This window comes from Scytonema hofmannii PCC 7110, from assembly GCF_000346485.2.
Taxonomy (GTDB): Bacteria; Cyanobacteriota; Cyanobacteriia; order Cyanobacteriales; family Nostocaceae; genus Scytonema; species Scytonema hofmannii.
The window spans coordinates 1,653,424-1,671,380 of sequence record NZ_KQ976354.1 but is presented as its reverse complement, the minus strand read 5'-3'; the positions used below and the strand labels follow the sequence as shown (position 1 = coordinate 1,671,380).

Annotated in this window: 14 protein-coding genes; 7 read left to right on the top strand and 7 right to left on the bottom strand. The window is 41.1% G+C overall.

What is annotated here, in order from left to right:
• Positions 1-286 precede the first annotated feature (286 nt).
• The 4 genes from WA1_RS07105 (at position 287) to WA1_RS07090 (ending at position 4,688) form a co-directional block, all read left to right on the top strand.
• Positions 287-2,137: a cyclase family protein gene (locus WA1_RS07105; RefSeq protein WP_017747868.1), complete on the top strand. Its 1,851-nt coding sequence runs from the start codon at positions 287-289 to the stop codon at positions 2,135-2,137.
• Positions 2,138-2,510: 373 nt separating this feature from the next.
• A complete protein-coding gene (locus WA1_RS07100) occupies positions 2,511-2,729 on the top strand; it encodes a DUF433 domain-containing protein (protein WP_017747867.1) in 219 nt (72 codons plus the stop codon).
• 1 nt (position 2,730) lies between these two features.
• Positions 2,731-3,051: a DUF5615 family PIN-like protein gene (locus WA1_RS07095; RefSeq protein WP_017747866.1), complete on the top strand. Its 321-nt coding sequence runs from the start codon at positions 2,731-2,733 to the stop codon at positions 3,049-3,051.
• Positions 3,052-3,188: 137 nt separating this feature from the next.
• Complete coding sequence (locus tag WA1_RS07090; RefSeq protein ID WP_017747865.1) at positions 3,189-4,688, top strand: aldehyde dehydrogenase family protein; 1,500 nt, start codon at positions 3,189-3,191, stop codon at positions 4,686-4,688.
• Positions 4,689-5,086: 398 nt separating this feature from the next.
• Here the strand turns inward: WA1_RS07090 and WA1_RS54730 are convergent, their stop codons facing one another.
• From WA1_RS54730 to WA1_RS07075, 3 genes are all read right to left on the bottom strand, one after another.
• Complete coding sequence (locus WA1_RS54730) at positions 5,087-5,302, bottom strand: DUF1830 domain-containing protein (protein ID WP_148662642.1); 216 nt, start codon at positions 5,300-5,302, stop codon at positions 5,087-5,089.
• Between the two features lie 151 nt (positions 5,303-5,453).
• Positions 5,454-5,867 carry a heavy metal-responsive transcriptional regulator gene (locus WA1_RS07085; protein WP_026135155.1) on the bottom strand — a complete coding sequence of 138 codons (414 nt, stop codon included), beginning with the start codon at positions 5,865-5,867 and terminating at the stop codon, positions 5,454-5,456.
• A 938-nt stretch (positions 5,868-6,805) separates the two neighbouring features.
• The gene (locus WA1_RS07075; RefSeq protein ID WP_017747861.1) at positions 6,806-7,567 is read right to left on the bottom strand and encodes a class II aldolase/adducin family protein; all 762 of its coding nucleotides are present in this window, start codon (positions 7,565-7,567) and stop codon (positions 6,806-6,808) included.
• A gap of 935 nt (positions 7,568-8,502) precedes the next feature.
• Here WA1_RS07075 and WA1_RS07070 point away from each other — a divergent pair.
• Positions 8,503-9,792, top strand: coding sequence for a Glu/Leu/Phe/Val family dehydrogenase (locus WA1_RS07070; protein WP_017747859.1), 1,290 nt, complete (start codon positions 8,503-8,505; stop codon positions 9,790-9,792).
• Between the two features lie 213 nt (positions 9,793-10,005).
• Here the strand turns inward: WA1_RS07070 and WA1_RS07065 are convergent, their stop codons facing one another.
• From WA1_RS07065 to WA1_RS07055, 3 genes are read right to left on the bottom strand one after another with little or no spacing between them, the layout of a single operon-like run.
• On the bottom strand, positions 10,006-10,347 hold the full coding sequence (locus tag WA1_RS07065; RefSeq protein ID WP_017747858.1) for a DUF3226 domain-containing protein: 342 nt from the start codon (positions 10,345-10,347) through the stop codon (positions 10,006-10,008).
• A complete protein-coding gene (locus WA1_RS07060; RefSeq protein WP_017747857.1) occupies positions 10,347-11,396 on the bottom strand; it encodes an AAA family ATPase in 1,050 nt (349 codons plus the stop codon). Before WA1_RS07060 ends, WA1_RS07065 begins: the two co-directional genes overlap by 1 nt.
• Positions 11,397-11,443: 47 nt before the next feature.
• A complete protein-coding gene (locus WA1_RS07055; RefSeq protein WP_017747856.1) occupies positions 11,444-12,049 on the bottom strand; it encodes a hypothetical protein in 606 nt (201 codons plus the stop codon).
• Between the two features lie 234 nt (positions 12,050-12,283).
• Between WA1_RS07055 and WA1_RS07050 the strand changes: the two genes are divergently transcribed.
• Together WA1_RS07050 and WA1_RS07045 are read left to right on the top strand one after the other, a co-directional pair.
• The gene (locus tag WA1_RS07050; protein ID WP_017747854.1) at positions 12,284-14,380 is read left to right on the top strand and encodes a RecQ family ATP-dependent DNA helicase; all 2,097 of its coding nucleotides are present in this window, start codon (positions 12,284-12,286) and stop codon (positions 14,378-14,380) included.
• Positions 14,381-14,386: 6 nt separating this feature from the next.
• Complete coding sequence (locus WA1_RS07045; RefSeq protein WP_017747853.1) at positions 14,387-15,616, top strand: DNA-processing protein DprA; 1,230 nt, start codon at positions 14,387-14,389, stop codon at positions 15,614-15,616.
• Positions 15,617-15,629: 13 nt separating this feature from the next.
• Here WA1_RS07045 and WA1_RS07040 read toward each other — a convergent pair whose 3' ends face one another.
• Positions 15,630-17,732, bottom strand: coding sequence for a serine/threonine-protein kinase (locus WA1_RS07040; protein WP_017747852.1), 2,103 nt, complete (start codon positions 17,730-17,732; stop codon positions 15,630-15,632).
• Positions 17,733-17,957: the final 225 nt, after the last annotated feature.

Here is a 17,957-nt window from a genome sequence, read left to right as displayed (position 1 = left end):
ATACTTATAAGATATTGTAAAATTAAATACATATAAAGGGGAAAATTTTCATAAGTGCCGTGCATTTTAAAGAATATCTTTACTAAAAATTAACGGTTTCTTAATTTTAAATTTACTTTTAAGCTGTTAACTTATTAATAATTCACTTTTTGCTGCAACATTTGAACCCTCCAAAACCCATTAATTTTGGGAGTTGGAGGGGTTCTTTACAGCGAAAACAGCAGTGAAAAATAAGAGATCGTCATACAGATATAGCTGGCAGTTGTAATGCATCTCTCCAATTCCTATGGATTGTGTTGAACAAGGAACTCTAGACGATATTCATTCTATTTTAAAGGTAGCCCGGTCTTTCTTGCTTGAAGAAGTAGCACCATTGGCGAATGAGATAGACTGTAACTCCAATGCTTTATTTCATGCACTGCAAGGTTTGGGAAAGTTGGGGCTGCTAGCCCTACGACTGCCATACCGTTGGAGTAGCAAAGAGGTCAGCGAGCAAGTATTCGGTAGCTTTCAAGAACTGGTAGCCCAATATTCTGGTGCTCTAGCTTTTTTGCAAACCCAACACCAAAGTGCTGCTGGTATGCTTGTTGCTAGCAACAACGCCTCTCTCCAAGAGAAGTACCTTCCCTATATGAGTGACGGTCAAGTTTTACTGGGAGTTGGTTTTTCTCAGCTACGACGTGAAGGGGAACCACTTGTTGTTGCAGTACCAGTACCGGGTGGTTATCAACTCAATGGAGTTGTACCTTGGGTCACAGGTTGGAACCTTTTTAGCGAGTTTATTGTTGCTGCTACTTTACCTGACGATCGCTCTGTTTTTGGTATAGTCCCTTTAGTGGAAACACATCAACCCTTAGGAGGTGCGCTCACGTTTTCACAGCCCGCACAGCTTGCTGCAATGACATCTACTAATACTGTCACAGCAACTTTGACTGACTGGTTTTTGCCTACAGAAGGTGTTGTTTTTATAAAACCTGCTGGCTGGATTCATGAAAATGATCAGAATAATGTTCTTCGTGCAACTTTTTTGGCTACAGGATGTGCTCTTGGTGGTTTGGAGATTTTGGAGTTTGCTGCAAAGAAAAAATCACTGCGTTTTATTAGGGATGCTTTTGAAAGTCTTCAGCAAGAACTTAGCAATTGTCGCGCTGCTATTCGAGCAGCACAACAAAACTCGAACTTGTCTTTTACTGAACGCTTGCAACTGCGGGCTTGGGCGATCGATCTAGCAGCTCGAATTTCTCATGCAGCGATCGCTGTTTCTAGTGGTGGTGCTATTTACAGTCATCATAATGCACAACGGGTTTATCGTGAGGCGCTGGTGTTTACTGTGACAGGTCAGACTTCTGCTGTTATGGAGGCTACTTTGGGAAGGTTGGTGCGAAAGCAAGATTTGTTTAATGAACCGCAGAGACGCAGAGAACGCGGAGAAGGAGGGAGAGGTATTATTTATTCACGGGTGGTGCATTTAAGTCATGTTATTGATCGTAAGATTCCTCTGTGGGAGGGCGATCCACCTGTTGAATTTGAAACGGTGGCGGAGTTGGATAAGGATGGTTATTACTTGCGACGGTTTTCTTTGGGAGAGCACAGTGCGACTCACATGAATGCTCCTAGTAGCTTTTACCGTGATGGTGTGGGTTGCGATCGCTATCCTGCTGAGTCGTTGGTTGTACCAGCTGTGGTTATTGAGATTTGTGAGCAAGCAGCTGGTAATTCTGATTATGTTCTTTCTGTGGATGATATTCTGGCTTGGGAACAGCAAAACGGAGAGATTCCTTGGAATTGTGTGGTATTGCTTTATACAGGTTGGCAAGAAAAATGGGTGGATGAACGTGCTTTTTTTAATCGGGATGTTCAAGGCGGGATGCATTTTCCTGGTTTTGGAAGCGATGCAACAAGGTTTTTGCTGGAAGAACGTCAAATTGCGGGAGTAGGAATTGATACTCATGGAGTAGATGCAGGACAAGAGACTACTTTTGCAACTAACTGCTTGGTGTTGCAAGAACCACGTATTGTGTTGGAGAATTTGACTAATTTAGACCAGTTACCACCAAAGGGAACTACACTGGTCATTGGGGTTCTTAGATTAAAAGATGGTTCTGGTTCCCCATCTGCAGTGATGGCATTGATCTGATAAGGCTTCCAACAAGCAAATAATATATTTCATGTTACTATAAAATGTGTTGGCTAGCAACCAGACACGTTGAGACATTGGACAGAAGACCGGAAAATTACTTCAGAGCACTTCTTAACTCAGTAGTGAAAAACAGGTTGATAATTTACACCTAAATAACGTGGGAAACAGGTAGCCCCGAAGTAATAGAATGACTTAGGAACTCTGTTACGTATAAGAGAACTGACGAATATGAACTAGGTTAAAAATTAATGTTGCAATCAATTGAAGAAGTTTATATGCACGGTAAGGTAGAACTTACTGAATTACCATCCGATGTATTAGAAAGCCGTTGAGCAACTATATATACACAAAGACCGGAGGTTAAAGACTTATGCTTAAAGACTCCCCAATTATTAACGTATCCCCTGAAATTATGGGCGGCACCCCAGTTTTTGCTGGTACTAGAGTTCCTGTACAAACACTTTTAGATTATCTCAAAGCAGGAGAATCGATAGACGATTTTTTAGATGGATTTCCAACTGTAACCAGAGAGCAGGTTATTGCCTTGCTGGAAGAGGCAGAAAAACAGATCATTGGCGTGGTGGCATAGCATGAAGCTCCTTTTAGATGAGTGTATTGACCGCAAACTGGCAAGGGAGTTTGTTGGTTATGAAGTGAAAACAGTTCCGCAGATGGGGTGGGCAGGAATTAAGAATGGTCAACTTCTTGCGCTTGCACAAACAGAGTTTGATGTTTTCATCACGGTTGATCGTAATTTGTCATTCCAGCAGAATCTACCACAATTCGATATCACTGTGATTGTTTTACAGGCACCCTCCAACCGATTGGCAGATCTGAAGCCTTTAGCACCTAAAGTTTTGTCTATCTTACCCACTCTGGCAAAAGGACAAGCCACAGTAGTTAGTACGTAGCCTTATTGACCGAATCATTCGGTCACCTGTGTTGACTGTTGCTAAACCACGACTTTTTTCTGCGATCGCTTTAGTTGCAATCAGTTGTATTTCCAAGAATCTCAAGTCCAAAATCTTACAACCCGGAGGTGTAGAAAATGAGTCATCCCTTAACTTGCCGTAATTACATCGCCGGAGAGTGGGTAAACGCTGCATCGGGTGCTACCTTAGAAAGCCGCAATCCTGCGGTTAGTCGTGAAGTTGTAGCCACTTTTCCGCGTTCGGCAGCAACTGATGTTGAGACAGCCGTAGCTGCTGCCCGTCGTGCATACCGGAGTTGGCGACTCATTCCTGCCCCAGCAAGAGCAGAATACGTTCAAAGAGTCGGAGAACTCTTGCGGAAGTATAAAGAAGAACTTGCTCAATTGATGAGTAGGGAAATGGGTAAACCTCTGGCAGAAGCACGGGGGGATGTTCAAGAAGGTATTGATTGTGCCTATTACAGTGCTGGCGAAGGACGACGATTATTTGGGCAAACGACACCGTCTGAAATGCCCAATAAGTTCGCCATGACAGTCAGAATGCCTGTTGGGGTTTGTGCTCTGATTACACCGTGGAATTTTCCAGTCGCTATTCCCTGTTGGAAAGCAATGCCGGCTTTGGTGTGTGGTAATACTGTAGTTCTCAAACCTGCAGAAGATACTCCTGCTTGTGCTACTAAACTCGTCGAAATTTTTGCAGAGGCTGGTTTACCTGAAGGTGTTATCAACTTGGTGCATGGAGTGGGAGAGGAAGTGGGGAAAGCTTTAGTTGAGCATCCTAATGTTGACTTAGTCTCTTTTACTGGCTCTTCTGAAACGGGTGCTTTTGTCGGCTCTACTTGCGGGCGCACTCACAAACGCGTGTGTCTGGAGATGGGTGGTAAAAATGCCCAAATTGTGATGGAAGATGCGGACTTGCAACTTGCTTTGGATGGTGCTGTTTGGGGTGCATTTGGAACTGCCGGTCAAAGATGTACTGCTACAAGTCGTCTGCTGCTACATCGCGATATCAAAGAGAAATTTACCGATATGCTGAAAGAACGTACCAGTCAGCTACGCTTGGGTGCTGGTACTGACCCCAATACTGATGTTGGTCCGATTGTGAATGAAAAGCAACTCCAACGCGTGAGCAAATATCTAGATATTGCCCGTGAAGAGGGAGCAAAGGTTTTAATGGGTGGAGAAATCGCAACTGAGGAAGGTTTGCAAAACGGTTATTTCTTTGAGCCTACTATTTTAGATTGTGTCACTCCTCAAATGCGCGTTGCTCGTGAAGAAATCTTCGGACCTGTAGTGGCGTTGATAGAGGTACACTCTTTTGAGGATGCGATCGCAATCCTTAACGATACACCTTACGGTCTTTCATCTTCTATATATACTCGCGATGTCAACCGTGCTTTCACGGCTATGCGCGATCTAGAAGCAGGTATCACTTATATCAACGGTCCCACGATTGGTGCAGAAGTGCATTTACCGTTTGGTGGTGTTAAACAAACTGGTAACGGACATCGAGAAGCGGGGACTGCTGTCTTGGACGTATTTACAGATTGGAAAACTGTGTATGTAGATTTCTCTGGAAGTTTGCAACGCGCTCAAATTGATAACCGAATTGGTTAGATTGAGGAACGAAACCCAACATTTAACCGAATTGGTTGGGTTGAGGAACGAAACCCAACATTTAACCGAATTGGTTAGATTGAGGAACGAAACCCAACATTTTGGAGAGATTTTTTACGTATTGGCAACAAAGAAGCTTTTCCAAAAGTGCAGAAACTTAGTGATCGGCAAATAGAGTTCAGTTTTGCCTGGTGAATCCCATGTCATTTGAAGCAGTGCGCGATCGCATTGAGCCGATCAAATATTCTAGTTTAGGATCTGTTTTCTGGAACATTGATGAATGGAAAGTGGCTAATGATTGATACTCCTATCCTGCTCGAAGATTACTTAATTAAATGAACCGCAAAGACGCAAAGAGCACGAAGAAAGAGGAGAAGAAGAACTTGTGCAATCCCGTACTAGGATAGCAGGTATTTTAGCAAGGTTTCGCAGTAAAGTTTGGGATCGCGCAGATACATTAGGGGACTGCCGTGTAGAACCTTGGTGGTAGAATGGGGAACAAGTCGGGCGTACCAGCCCGGAATATTCGAGATTCGAGCTACCTGAATGTGACTGGTAACATTGATGTAGTAGCAGAAGATGCGATCTGCGATCGTTAGTGATGTATTTAGCATTTTTAAATTCTTTGGGCCAGCGGTGGAACGTAGATTTGAAAAAAGATGAATCTGAATGTAAAAAGCGCCTCCACTTGGAGACGCTTTTGAGTTCTATCAGTGCTATCTATTAACCGTTGATAGCAGGAGCGCTGATTGCGACAGGATCTGTTTAATTCCGCTCAAGAATAGGACAAATAGTTTGCTCGCTTGGTTCGGTTATTTTTTCCCAATCAGAAAGCAGCCCCTCCAACTCAGACTTTAAGATAAATAATTGCTGAATTTGTTCATCAATAGCTGACAGCTTATTTTTCAACTGAACTTTTATGCGATCGCAAGGCATAAACCCATCATCATGAACATCTAAAAATTCTTTAATTTCCAATAAAGTTAACCCAAGATTTTGAGCACGTTTAATAAATTTCAAACGTGAGAATACCTCAGAATTAAACAATCTAAAGCCACCTTCAGTTCTACCCGAAGCCTTAAGCAAACCAAGCTCTTCATAATAGCGGATAGTTTTAATAGGAACCCCACTTTCTTTAGCAACTTCGCCTATTTGTTTTAGCGTCTCTTGAACTAACATACCTACTTGACCACCCTGTACCATTTCATGAGAGAGTCACCACTCTCATTTTAAACTCTCCAGCCAACTGGAGAGTCAAGATCTCCTCAAACAACGCCCAATAGAATTATGCCCCTGTAAATACCAGAGACTCAAACTAATTTTAGCATTATAACTTTTTAAAAGTAGAATCTGCCACTGCCACGCTCATCACTAATGTTCACAGGATGCTCCCTGAAAATCTAAATTTTCTACTTCCATTTACAAGCTTCAGAGAGAAGAACAGGAAAGCAAAATGTTAAAAATAATTATGACTTGTACGCTTCAGCAAATTCACTACAATACTGTAGTGAATATTAAATCTCAATTTATACCAATTAGAAAAAAGACTGCTATAAATGCTGAGGTAAAATTTTCTCAATTAAAATTATTCGAGAGAAAATCTGACACCCAAGCAAAAAAAAATCACTCTTCCCTGAACCCTGATTCCTGACTCCCGTGATACACACATCAGAACGGTATCACGTTTAGCAGTTCTTGATCGTTGCTAAATACAAAACCTGGTAGCTCATCGGGAAGAGGAGGCTTTAGTCTTGCAATGAGCTTCTTTGAGCAAGAACATATTTATACTACTTATCCCACAGTTAACATAATTGCCAAAATGCCGAATTTGGAATTGTAAAGTATTTTTAAAATTGGTAGGGAATTAATTTAACCTAAATTCTGCATAAGTCAATGTTGATTTCACCGAATAATGTTTAAGTTGTTAATATGTAGTATCCGACCACTGGTGCGATCGCTAATAAAAGACTGGTTACTAGATTGCACGCCTCATCCTATCTAAAGAGATTTATCAAAGCAGTATTGCATCTTGTGGGGTAGGCGTCCTCGCCCGCACAATTTGTAGGACGGGCGGGGATGCCCATCCTACAATAAAAAGTTGGATACGATCGCAACCTCTACTCCAGCAGATCGGGTTCTTCGCGTACCGTCTTTTGATAGATTGGCTGAAAACTGAACCACCCAGCTACATGGGTTCCCACCTGAGTGCGTGTGAGGCGTGCGGTTTCAGGTTTTATCAGTCGGGGTTTGCCTGCAGCTTGAGCCAATAGCTGAGCTTGGGACGAGCGCTCAAAGCTAATGTACCACCAAGCAGCTTCGTCAACGGAGTGACCTACTGTCAAATGACCGTGATTACTTAAAATAACTACTTTTTTGTTACCCAATGCTTGAGCAATGCGCTTACCTTCTTTAGGGTCTTCCACAACGCCAGTATAGTCGTCAAATAGTGCGTGGTCTTCGTAAAAAGCGCAAGAATCTTGAGTTAGGGGATCGAGTAAGCGATGAAAAGTTGACCAAGTTTTACCGTAAATTGAATGAGCGTGTGCAGCAGCGACAATATCAGGTCGTGCTTCATGCACTTGGGAATGGATGGCAAAGGCAGCTCGATTCACAGTACCTTCGCCTTTAACAACTTCTCCCTCGGCGTCAACTAAGAGGAGGTCTGAAACCCGGATGTCAGCAAAGTTTAAGCCAAACGGATTTACCCAAAAATGGTCTGTGAATTCTGGATCGCGGGCTGTAATATGACCTGCTATACCCTCACTAAAACCAAAACGCCCAAATACACGAAAGGCAGCAGCTAGGTGTTGCTTGCGGTAAAGGCGCTCATCTTCAACGTTATCGAAAACTGGGGTTTTTGGTCTCTCATACTTTGGCATGGTTTTTCTGTTCCTCTTTGCAGGGGGCATTTGAGTATCCAGAACGAAAAGAACTGACGCTTTGTTGTTCTGGGTTGTATTGGTGTCTCCAAATACATCCAATTTTGGATTTTGGATTTTGGATTTTGGATTTTGGATTTATTATAAAAATTTTCTCTTGTCTCTCTTGTTCAAGAGTACCATTGACATGGTTCGTATCTTAAGTATTAGTATAGAATACTGTTATTTGATAAATAAACCGTTGTTTAAATGAAACAATAGATTTCCTCACAAACAAGAAAAAAATCAAGTAAAGTTTTGTTGCTATTTGGCAAAGTCAAGATTTGTAAACCACTTTGCACAATATCAATCTTATGAATTCGGGTTGGTACCTACCGCACGCAGCAAAAATTCCTATTTTCAACTTAAAAGCACAAGGGATCAAAGAAAATTGTAACGAAATTTACAAAAATGATATTTTTTTAGAAAAAAAGGATACGCTAAGCATAGTTCCATCAAATGTGGTCGAATCTTGACAAACCAATTTCTTCCAGTATAAACCAACACTACTTGTTGCACAGTCGGGCTTGAAAAGTGATGTTGCGTGCTGGAGGATATACTACCAAATACCCTCCGAATACTGTAACAATCGCCAAGGATTGAAAACAGTTGGAGCTATGTGTGTGCTTATATCGGTTTGGTTGGGACAAATATCCCAATTCAACAATTGCTATTGCAAATAATCGATAAAACTATGGAAAAACGCATAGATTTGACCCCATGTGAGAGTTATTTCGGGAACTAATACCATTTTGGATTTTGGATTTTAGATTTTGGATTGAAAAAGCCTTATGGGACGTAATTTCATTCAACTATCTGTAGCATTCTTTTTTCAAATTGGTAAACCATCGTATATGTCTGAAAGAGCGAAAATACCGCTATAAGGAGAAAATTTTATGGTTTCCTCTTGCGAGATACCGTTGGTGGCTGCAACCCCCGCGCATATTTGTCCATTCGATCAAGCCTGTAGCTACCTAGAACAGGCTGCAAAAGAATTGAATTTGGATCGGGGTCTGTTGGAGCTTCTGAGACATCCACGCAAAGTCATTACAGTTTCGATTCCCGTCAAAAGGGATAATGGAGAGGTTGAAGTTCTTGCTGGGCATAGGGTACAACATTGCGACATTTTAGGTCCTTACAAAGGCGGTACGCGTTACCATCCGGCTGTCACATTAAAAGAAGTTTCAGCACTTGCGATGCTCATGACTTGGAAATGTGCGCTAGTTGGTTTGCCTTATGGAGGTGCTAAAGGAGGTATTGCCATCGATCCAAAACTCTATAGTGTTGGAGAACTCGAAAGAATTACTCGCCGCTATACAACGGAGTTAATTAAAGATATCGGTCCATCAGAAGACATCCCCGCCCCAGATATGGGAACTTCTGCTCGTGAGATGGCATGGATGATGGACACTTATTCTATGAATGTAGGTCATGCCGTACCGGGAGTTGTCACTGGTAAGCCGATTTCCATAGGTGGTTCCAGAGGAAGGGAAATGGCAACCGGACGCGGTACCACGATTGTTGTACGTGAAGCGCTAGCAGATATAGGTAAGTCGCTAGCAGGAGCGCGAATAGCAATTCAGGGCTTTGGGAACGTAGGTGCAGCCGCAGCTTTATTGATGCACCAAGCAGGAGCAAAGATTATTGCTGTTTCTACTAGTTCTGGAGGTGTTTATTCAGATATCGGGCTGGATATTCCTGATTTAAAAGACTATGCAGCACAGAACCACAAAAGTATTGTTGGGTATCCAGATGCAGTGCCAATTACTAATGCTGACCTACTCACTTTGCCTTGTGATGTTTTGGTTCCTGCAGCGTTAGAGAATCAAATCACAGAGAAAAACGCTCATGAGGTAGAAGCACGGATTGTTGCAGAAGCGGCTAATGGTCCTGTCACTCTTGAGGCAAATGAAATTTTGGCAGATAGAGGTATCATGGTGCTACCAGATATTTTAGCCAATGCTGGTGGTGTTGTGGTGAGTTATCTGGAGTGGGTGCAAGGTCTGTCCTATGTATTTTGGGATGAGGATCGTGTCAATAGGGAACTGGAATTGCTGATGGTGCAAGCATACCGTCAAGTCATGCAACAATCCGAACAACGTCACATACCTCTGCGGTTAGCAGCATATACTTTGGGTGTTGGTCGCGTTGCTCAAGCACTTCAAGACCGGGGTCTGTATCCTTAAGGTAGGGGCGCAAGGCATTGCGCCCCGGTTCATTTAGGTGAAAACTGCTGTAATATGGGATGGGCATCAAAGTCCATCCCACAAGATAAATACTGCTATTCCGCAAGGGCGATAACCTAATTAAATGAACCGCAAAGACGCGAAGTACACGAAGAAAGAGTACTTCAAGTAAGTTTTTTGAGCAACAACTAGATTTTTGAGTCAACGTTGTAGTTAAGCAAATAAACGCTTCAACCACTCAACAAATGCGATCGCTAAAAGTGAATAGCCATTTTCATTGAAGCGTTGGCGTACTGCTTGCCATCGTGCTGACAAATCGCGATCTGCATCAATCACTATACCTAATGTACGCAAGTTTTCTTGCTTAAGTCTAATTGGTAACTCAGCCAAAAGCACTTCAATTCCTTGTCCATCTTCTGCAAAAGGGACTTCTACAGAAAAAGTTTCTGGTAGTTGATGTTGTTCGCATAAAGCCCAGATGACGTGACGGTCATTTTTTCCTTCAACCACTAACTGCTGCGGCTTTACTGGAGGAGGTTTTCGTGCTTTTGGCATTAACGCACCTCTATGCTTTGGTTGACAGCAATAGATAATTCATCAGGAGTATACTCAACAGCACGTATATTTTCATCACGCCGACTTAAGCGAAATAGTTTCCCAACAGAACGATCTTCCAATTGAGCAACGGCTTCTGCAAATGCAGTTATACAGTCCCAACTGTGGGTCGTGGCAAATACCTGTATGTTAAGCTGTTTTGCTACTTCCAAAACAAAATGCCACATATCGGTTTGAGTTTGATAGTATAATCCTGGATCAATTTCATCCACAAGCAAAAAACCATTTTCCACTGTGACTGCTGCTATCGCTATAGCAAGAATACGGCGCATTCCATCTCCCATACTTGTTAAGGGAATAGGATTGGAATTTCCACTTAACTTAAGTAGAATACTATGCCTAGAAGTCTGGTGACTGGTAAAACCAATTCGTTCTATAGATGGCTCTAAAATTTGTAAAGCTTCTACAACTTTGTTCTCTTTAGGAGTTAATAAAATACTGTTCCATAACTCAGCCATCTTACCAAAACTTAGAGTACTGATAGTGAGAAATTGACTGGAATGATTAGAGCTTAAAAATGGCTCATCTTTCCCTCTAATAGTTCCGTCGCTATAAATAATTATCTGATTTTCAAGCTGTAATCCATAGGAAAAAACAATTTCAAAGTTTTCAGGGTTTAAAAGATTGCGATCGCTTAATTGGGGTTCAATTGCCAGTGACAATGGATATTGGTTTTGAGAGATAATGCGAATTGGATGGTGAGAGCTAATTTGATACCCTTGAAATATATTCTTAATTTCTTCATTATAGACTCGTAAGGATTGATTGAATAAATTTTGATTAAACTGTTTATCAATATCTCCACGACTATTTAGCATTTCAATTAAAGACCGATGAATTTTGCCCTGGTTCACTAATAAATAGATAGCTTCTAGCAAACTAGTTTTGCCACTGTTATTCATACCTACGATAAGATTGACACGTGCTAAATTATCTATGTAGAAATCTTTAAAACAACGATAATTTAAAATATTAATATCTCGTAACATAATTATACCAATAAAATTATAGTGTCGAACTTGTGACTTCAAAAGCTTCAGATGCCTTGCTGAATCATCCAAATCAGCATACCGAGGATTTGCTCAACAGGTGGAACTGGGTAATCCATAAAATCGAGTGTTAGGGTACTACCTTCAAGTTTGAGAAATCGCCACTGTGTTCCCGTGCTGACACTGCCATAAACAACAGGAATAGATAAGTTTTTGTTTTGATTAAACCGTTGTGCTGCTACCATTGTTGCTGCACATTGTCCCAGTCCGGTTTTGATGTTTTCTTGCTTTGCTTCAACGATCGCTACTACTGGAGCTTCCACTTCGATTTGTTCTGGCGATCGACTGATTAAAAAATCACAGTATCCATTCAAACCAACATGAGCATCCACATCGAACTTTTCACCAGAAAACACGCTAATTTGACGGTTCAAAATTTCACGCACCTCCAGCAAAATTGGATTGATAATTCCCTCAGAGCGAGCTTTTTCATTCCCGGTTGCTGTCGCCCATGGTAGACTGCGTTCTAGTTGTTGCTCAAGTAGTTTACTTGGAGCAACAGGAGCGATCACAGGAAAAAAGCGCACGCCCTCGATCGCAGTTAATCCAAAATCCTGTTTTGCTTTACTCCAAGTAAATTCGTTGTATGCCATCGTGATTTCAATTTTATGCTTAGTTATAGAGTAGCAGAGTGACTTCAATACTGCTCGGTAATCGAGGTGTCAGAACCCCGGTTTCTTAAAGAAACCGGGGTTCTAATTTCCGCTTATTGGAGTAGTATTGAACTCCGTTCTTGGTTAAACGTAAATCACTTTACTGTCAAAGATATTGGTAATGGTGATTTCTGATGCTAAAACAGAAGAGTCACTAATTACTGAGTATTTATAATGACTAAAAATCAAGAAAAAGCACTGTTGCTTCTCCGTCAAGCACTTGATGACACAACAGCCGAATTTCGTCCCGGTCAGTGGGAAGCTATCGAAGAGATAGTTGAGCAGCGATCGCGTCTATTAGTTGTTCAACGGACTGGTTGGGGAAAAAGTATAGTTTATTTTCTAGCAACGCGCTTACTCAGAGACCAAAATGCTGGTTGTACGTTGTTAATCTCGCCACTACTCGCTTTAATGCGAAACCAAATTGCAGCAGCACAACGTATTGGCATCAAAGCAGCCACAATTAACTCCAGTAATACAGAAGAATGGGAAATTGTACAAACCCAATTGTTAGCAGGAAAAGTAGATCTTCTGTTGATTTCTCCAGAAAGATTAGCCAATGATGAATTTCGAGAAAAGGTTCTTTTGCCACTTTCCCAACGCATCAGTTTATTTGTTGTTGATGAAGCCCACTGTATTTCTGACTGGGGACATGATTTTCGTCCTGATTACCGCAGAATTGTTAGAATTTTACAAGCACTTCCTTCAAATATTCCAGCCCTGGCGACCACAGCGACAGCTAACAATCGAGTCATCAATGATATTATTACTCAATTGGGAAGCAACTTGCGTGTACTCAGAGGTTCATTAACCAGAAAAAGTTTGCATTTACAAAACATTTCTATCCCTAGTCCAGCCGCACGAATGGCATGGTTAGCAGAACAGCTGCCTAAAATACCAGGAAGTGGTATTATCTATACATTAACAGTGCGAGATGCTGACAGAGTTGCTGGTTGGTTAAAAATGCAAGGTATCAATGCCAAAGCGTACCATAGTGAAATTGAAAGTTCTATTCGTGAAACATTAGAAGAACAACTGCTAAACAATGAAATCAAAGCCTTGGTTGCTACAACTGCTTTAGGAATGGGTTTCGACAAACCAGATTTAGGTTTTGTGATTCATTACCAACGCCCTGGTTCTGTTATTCATTATTACCAGCAAGTGGGACGAGCAGGGAGAGCAGTGGAAAAAGCTTATGGTATTCTTCTTAGCGGTCATGAAGATGATGAAATTACTAACTATTTTATCAATACAGCTTTTCCCCCACAAACGCATACACAACAAGTTTTAAATGTTCTCAACCAAGCAGAAAACGGGCTTTCTGTTCCCCAGATGGAACAGCACCTCAATCTCTCTAAAAGTCAAATTGATAAAGTGTTGAAACTACTTTCTCTGGAATCTCCAGCCCCAGTTCTTAAAAAAGATTCAAAATGGTATGCAACCCCAATAAATTATCAGCTAGATGAAGAAAAAATCAGAACATTAACACAAATTCGCCGTCAAGAACAAGCTCAAATGTTGGCATATATGCAAGCTCAACAATGTCTCATGTCTTTTCTTGCAGCAGAATTAGACGATCCAAATCCCACGCCTTGTGGTAAGTGCGCTGCGTGCTTGGGTGAACCTTTATTTCCATCCAACCCTTCCATCCAACTTGTCAATCAAGCTATTCAGTATTTGCGTCGCAGCGACCAAATTCTGGAACCACGTAAAATGTGGGTCTCACAAGCACTTCCAAGTTATAGTTTTTCGGGAAAAATTAAAGATAATTTAAAAGCCGAAGAGGGAAGAGCACTCTCTCTCTGGGGCGATTCTGGTTGGGGAGAGTTAGTCAAGCAGGGAAAATATCAGAATGATTGTTTTGACGATACACTGGTGCAAGGTGCTTTTGAAATGATTCAACGTTGGCAACCTCAGCCCGTTCCTACTTGGGTGACTTCCGTTCCTTCTTTGAATCGTCCAGAGCTTGTACCGAATTTTGCTCAACGATTGGCTGAAAAATTAGGTATCCCTTTTATACCAGTCGTGCGGAAAATTCGCCCGACTCAGTTACAAAAACACATGAGCAACAGTTACCAACAAGCTAAAAATTTAGATGGTGCTTTTGCTATTGACTCTTGGGAAGGTATGGGAGGTTCGGTGTTCTTGGTAGATGATATGGTTGATTCGCGTTGGACTTTTACTGTTGTTGCAGCACTTTTACGTCGTGCTGGAAGTGGTGAGGTTTTTCCTTTAGCACTAGCACTGAATACCTTCGATCGAGGTGATTAAAAAATCATGTTAAATCACGTGCTGTCACCAGATACTCAAGCCATCTTACTGTTATGTGCTAGTTTTGGGCAAAATCGTCAACTTGAACCTCAACCTCTCACCTTGAGTGAATATAACTCTTTAGCTGACTGGTTGCGAGAACATCAAATGCGTCCTGCAAACTTACTGGAACCAACAGCACAAGAAGTTTTAGAAACAATAACCAGTCGGAAACTTCACCCCCAGAGGTTACTGACTTTATTGGAACGAGGTGCGATGCTGAGTTTGGCAGTAGAGAAATGGACAAATCAGGGGCTATGGGTTTTGGGAAGAGGTGATAGCAACTATCCCAAGTGTCTCAAGCAGAGACTGAGACATTCCGCACCCGCAATTCTCTATGGGGTTGGCAATATTGAATTGTTATCAAGGGGAGGATTGGCAATTGTTGGTTCTCGTGATGTGGATGAGGAAAGCCTCAGCTATACTCAAAGAGTTGCACAAACTTGCTTTACTCATGACATCCAGGTGGTATCTGGCGGGGCGCGTGGAATAGACCAAGCAGCAATGTTAGGTGTGTTGGAATCTGGGGGAACATCTATCGGCGTAGTAGCAGATAGTTTGACAAAAGCGTCTGTTAATGGTAAGTATCGTTCCAGTATTAAAGAAGGTAGACTTGCCTTAATCTCTAGTTACGACCCTGATGCTGGTTTCAATGCTGGTAACGCAATGGGACGGAATAAGTATATTTACGCTTTAGCAGATTATGCTCTTGTTGTCAGTTCGTCACTGGGGAAGGGCGGTACTTGGGCTGGGGCGGTGGAAGCTTTGGAAAAAATGAGAGATATACCGATTTTTATACGGATGCATCCAAGTGCATCAGAAGGTATTCGCCAACTGCATGACAAAGGAGCACAAGCTTTCCCGTCAGAACCTTGGAATACTTCATTAAAAGAACTTTTGGCAACATCTGTATCTTTGGATGAACCAGTACAGATACCTCACGCGATCGCACACTCTCACCTACAAAACGCTGACGATCGCACAAAGGACATTATATATGAAGCTGTCTTGCCATTGATCCTCGATCGTCTACAGCAACCAAACAACGTGAAATGTCTTGCCGAATCCTTGAATGTGAGACAATCACAAATGCAGGATTGGTTAGACAAAGCTGTTGTGGAAGGTCATGTAAGAAAAACAAATAAACCCGTTGCTTATGTGATTAATCAATCGGCAACTCAGCTGTCTTTTTTATAGCCTTAGACCACGATTAAGGTGTTTTTCGTGATTTTTCCAATTCTTCAGCAGGAAACCCCAGTTCAATAGCCTTTTGATATGCTTGCTCAGCTTCTTGAGTTTTTCCTAACTCTTGCAAGACAGACCATATATTAGCCCATATCAAAGCATTATTCGGTGCAAGGTCTTTAGCTTTGTTCAATGCTGCCAAAGCTGCTTCATAGCGTTTTAAATCGGATAGTGCTAATCCTTTTCCCTGCCAAGCATCATAATATTGATTATCTAACTTAATCGCTTGATCAAAAGATTTTATAGCTTCTTCATGCTTTCCAAATTCGCGAGTCAGCAATAGCCCTCGCGTAAACCAAACTTGAGGATTTTGCTGCGGGCGGATTTTACTAGCTCGATCTAAAGCCCAGAATGCGTCTTGAGGTTTTTGTAAAGTCAGAAGCGTATTCCCTTTACCTAATAGAGCTTCATAAAAATTTTCATCGATTTTCAGTGCTTCTCGATAAGAGTTAAGTGCTTCTTCATAGCGATTCAATTTTTGTAAAGTGTCTCCCTTAACAGTCAATGAAATTGGATCTTTACCATTTTTCTTCAGAAAATCTTCGTAAGCATCTAAGGCATCTCTATAGTACATTCTAGCAGCTTGAGGTCCTTGTAATTGTTCTACAGCTAGTCCCGTTTCATACCAAACGTTTGGTTTATCTGGTCTGAGTTGCTTTAATTCTTCAAAAGCTTTTGATGCTTCTTGATACTGTCGCAAACCTATATGAGCTATACCTTTCCCACTCCAAGCTTCAGCAAGATCGTCAGCATTGGGGTTAAGTTGTAAGACCTTTTCATAAGTTTCTAAAGCTTCTTTAGATTGCCCTAATTTATATAATGCCCTACCTGTATTATTTAAGATTTTTAAGTTATCGGGTTCGAGGGAAAGTGCTTTCTGATAAAATGCTAAGGCACTTGAATATCGCCCTAAAATCATCAGAGCATCCCCTTTTCCTCTCCATCCGTCACCAGCAGTTGGTTTAAGATCGATGAAGTTTTGAAATTCTTCGCTAGCTGCTTCTGGCTTACGCGATTTAATTAAACTCTCACCTCTATATAAATAATATGCTGGTCGGATGAATGGATAGATAAAGAATTCAATACCAATAATGGTAAAACTGAGCGCTAAAACTCCAATGATGATGTATGAATATTTGTACGATCTTTGTAACGGTGCTAGCGTTCTTTCGTGGCGAGATATTGAGAATTGTGGTTCAATTCTGGTGACTGCTAAATTTCCCGTCCAGTTTCTCAGGGCTCCGTTTGGTTGAATTGTGATTTCATTTATATGCTCAATGACTTCATCTACTGTTTGGTAGCGACGTTCCGTACTGAAATATACCATTTTTGTGAGAATTTCGCATAACTTATTATTAGTGTCTATTCCTTTAGGAAATATCACATTATCTTGTTCATCTCGTTTTAAATCTCTTGGATGTATTCCAGTTAAGAGATGAATTGCTGTTATTCCCAAGCCATAAATATCACTGTTAAAACTGGGTCTACCATCCATTTGTTCTGTCGGTGCATATCCTGGAGTCCCAATCATTGTATGGGTAGGCAATGGTTGTCCTGCTTTTGAATATGAGTATTTTGGATCTAATTGTTTAACTGAACCAAAGTCAATGAGAATGAACTGCTGGTCTTCATCTCTTCTAATAACATTTGATGGCTTAATATCTCGATGAATAATATTTATTTGATGAAGAGATTTTAAGATAAAAAGTATTTCCTGCAAAAAGTGAATAACTTTTTGATTTGGCCATCGCCGATCTAGCAATTTATCTAAAGATTTTCCTTGGATATATTCTTGAACTAGGTAGTAATTGTCTCCTTCTTCAAAATAATTCAGAAACTTTGGTATTTGTTGAGTTCTTTGCAAATGATTGAGAACGTGGGCTTCTCTTTGAAACAAGATTTTGGCTGTTTCAATATCAGCACTTTGAGGATTGAGCTTTTTGATAACGCAAGGAGAGTTGGAAGACAGAGTGTCTTGAGCTAAATATGTGACACCAAAGCCCCCTCGTGCGATCTCTTTGACAATCTGGTAACGTCCAACTATTAATCCTTCCGTTTGCTTTGTCATTGTTTATACTAGTTAGTCTTGTTTAGTTAGTTATTTGTAGCTAAACAGCTAGAGTCAGTTAAAATTGCCATCATATTTTTACATTTCTTTATATGGGGGCTTTGAGTCTTTTATACCTCACTTACTTTATTGTTCTTGAACAATTTTTTAAATATGTCAAGGACACTCAATACATTTAGAACTAAGATTCTAGCCGGTTTAAGTAGGGAAGTCATTTTTAAATTT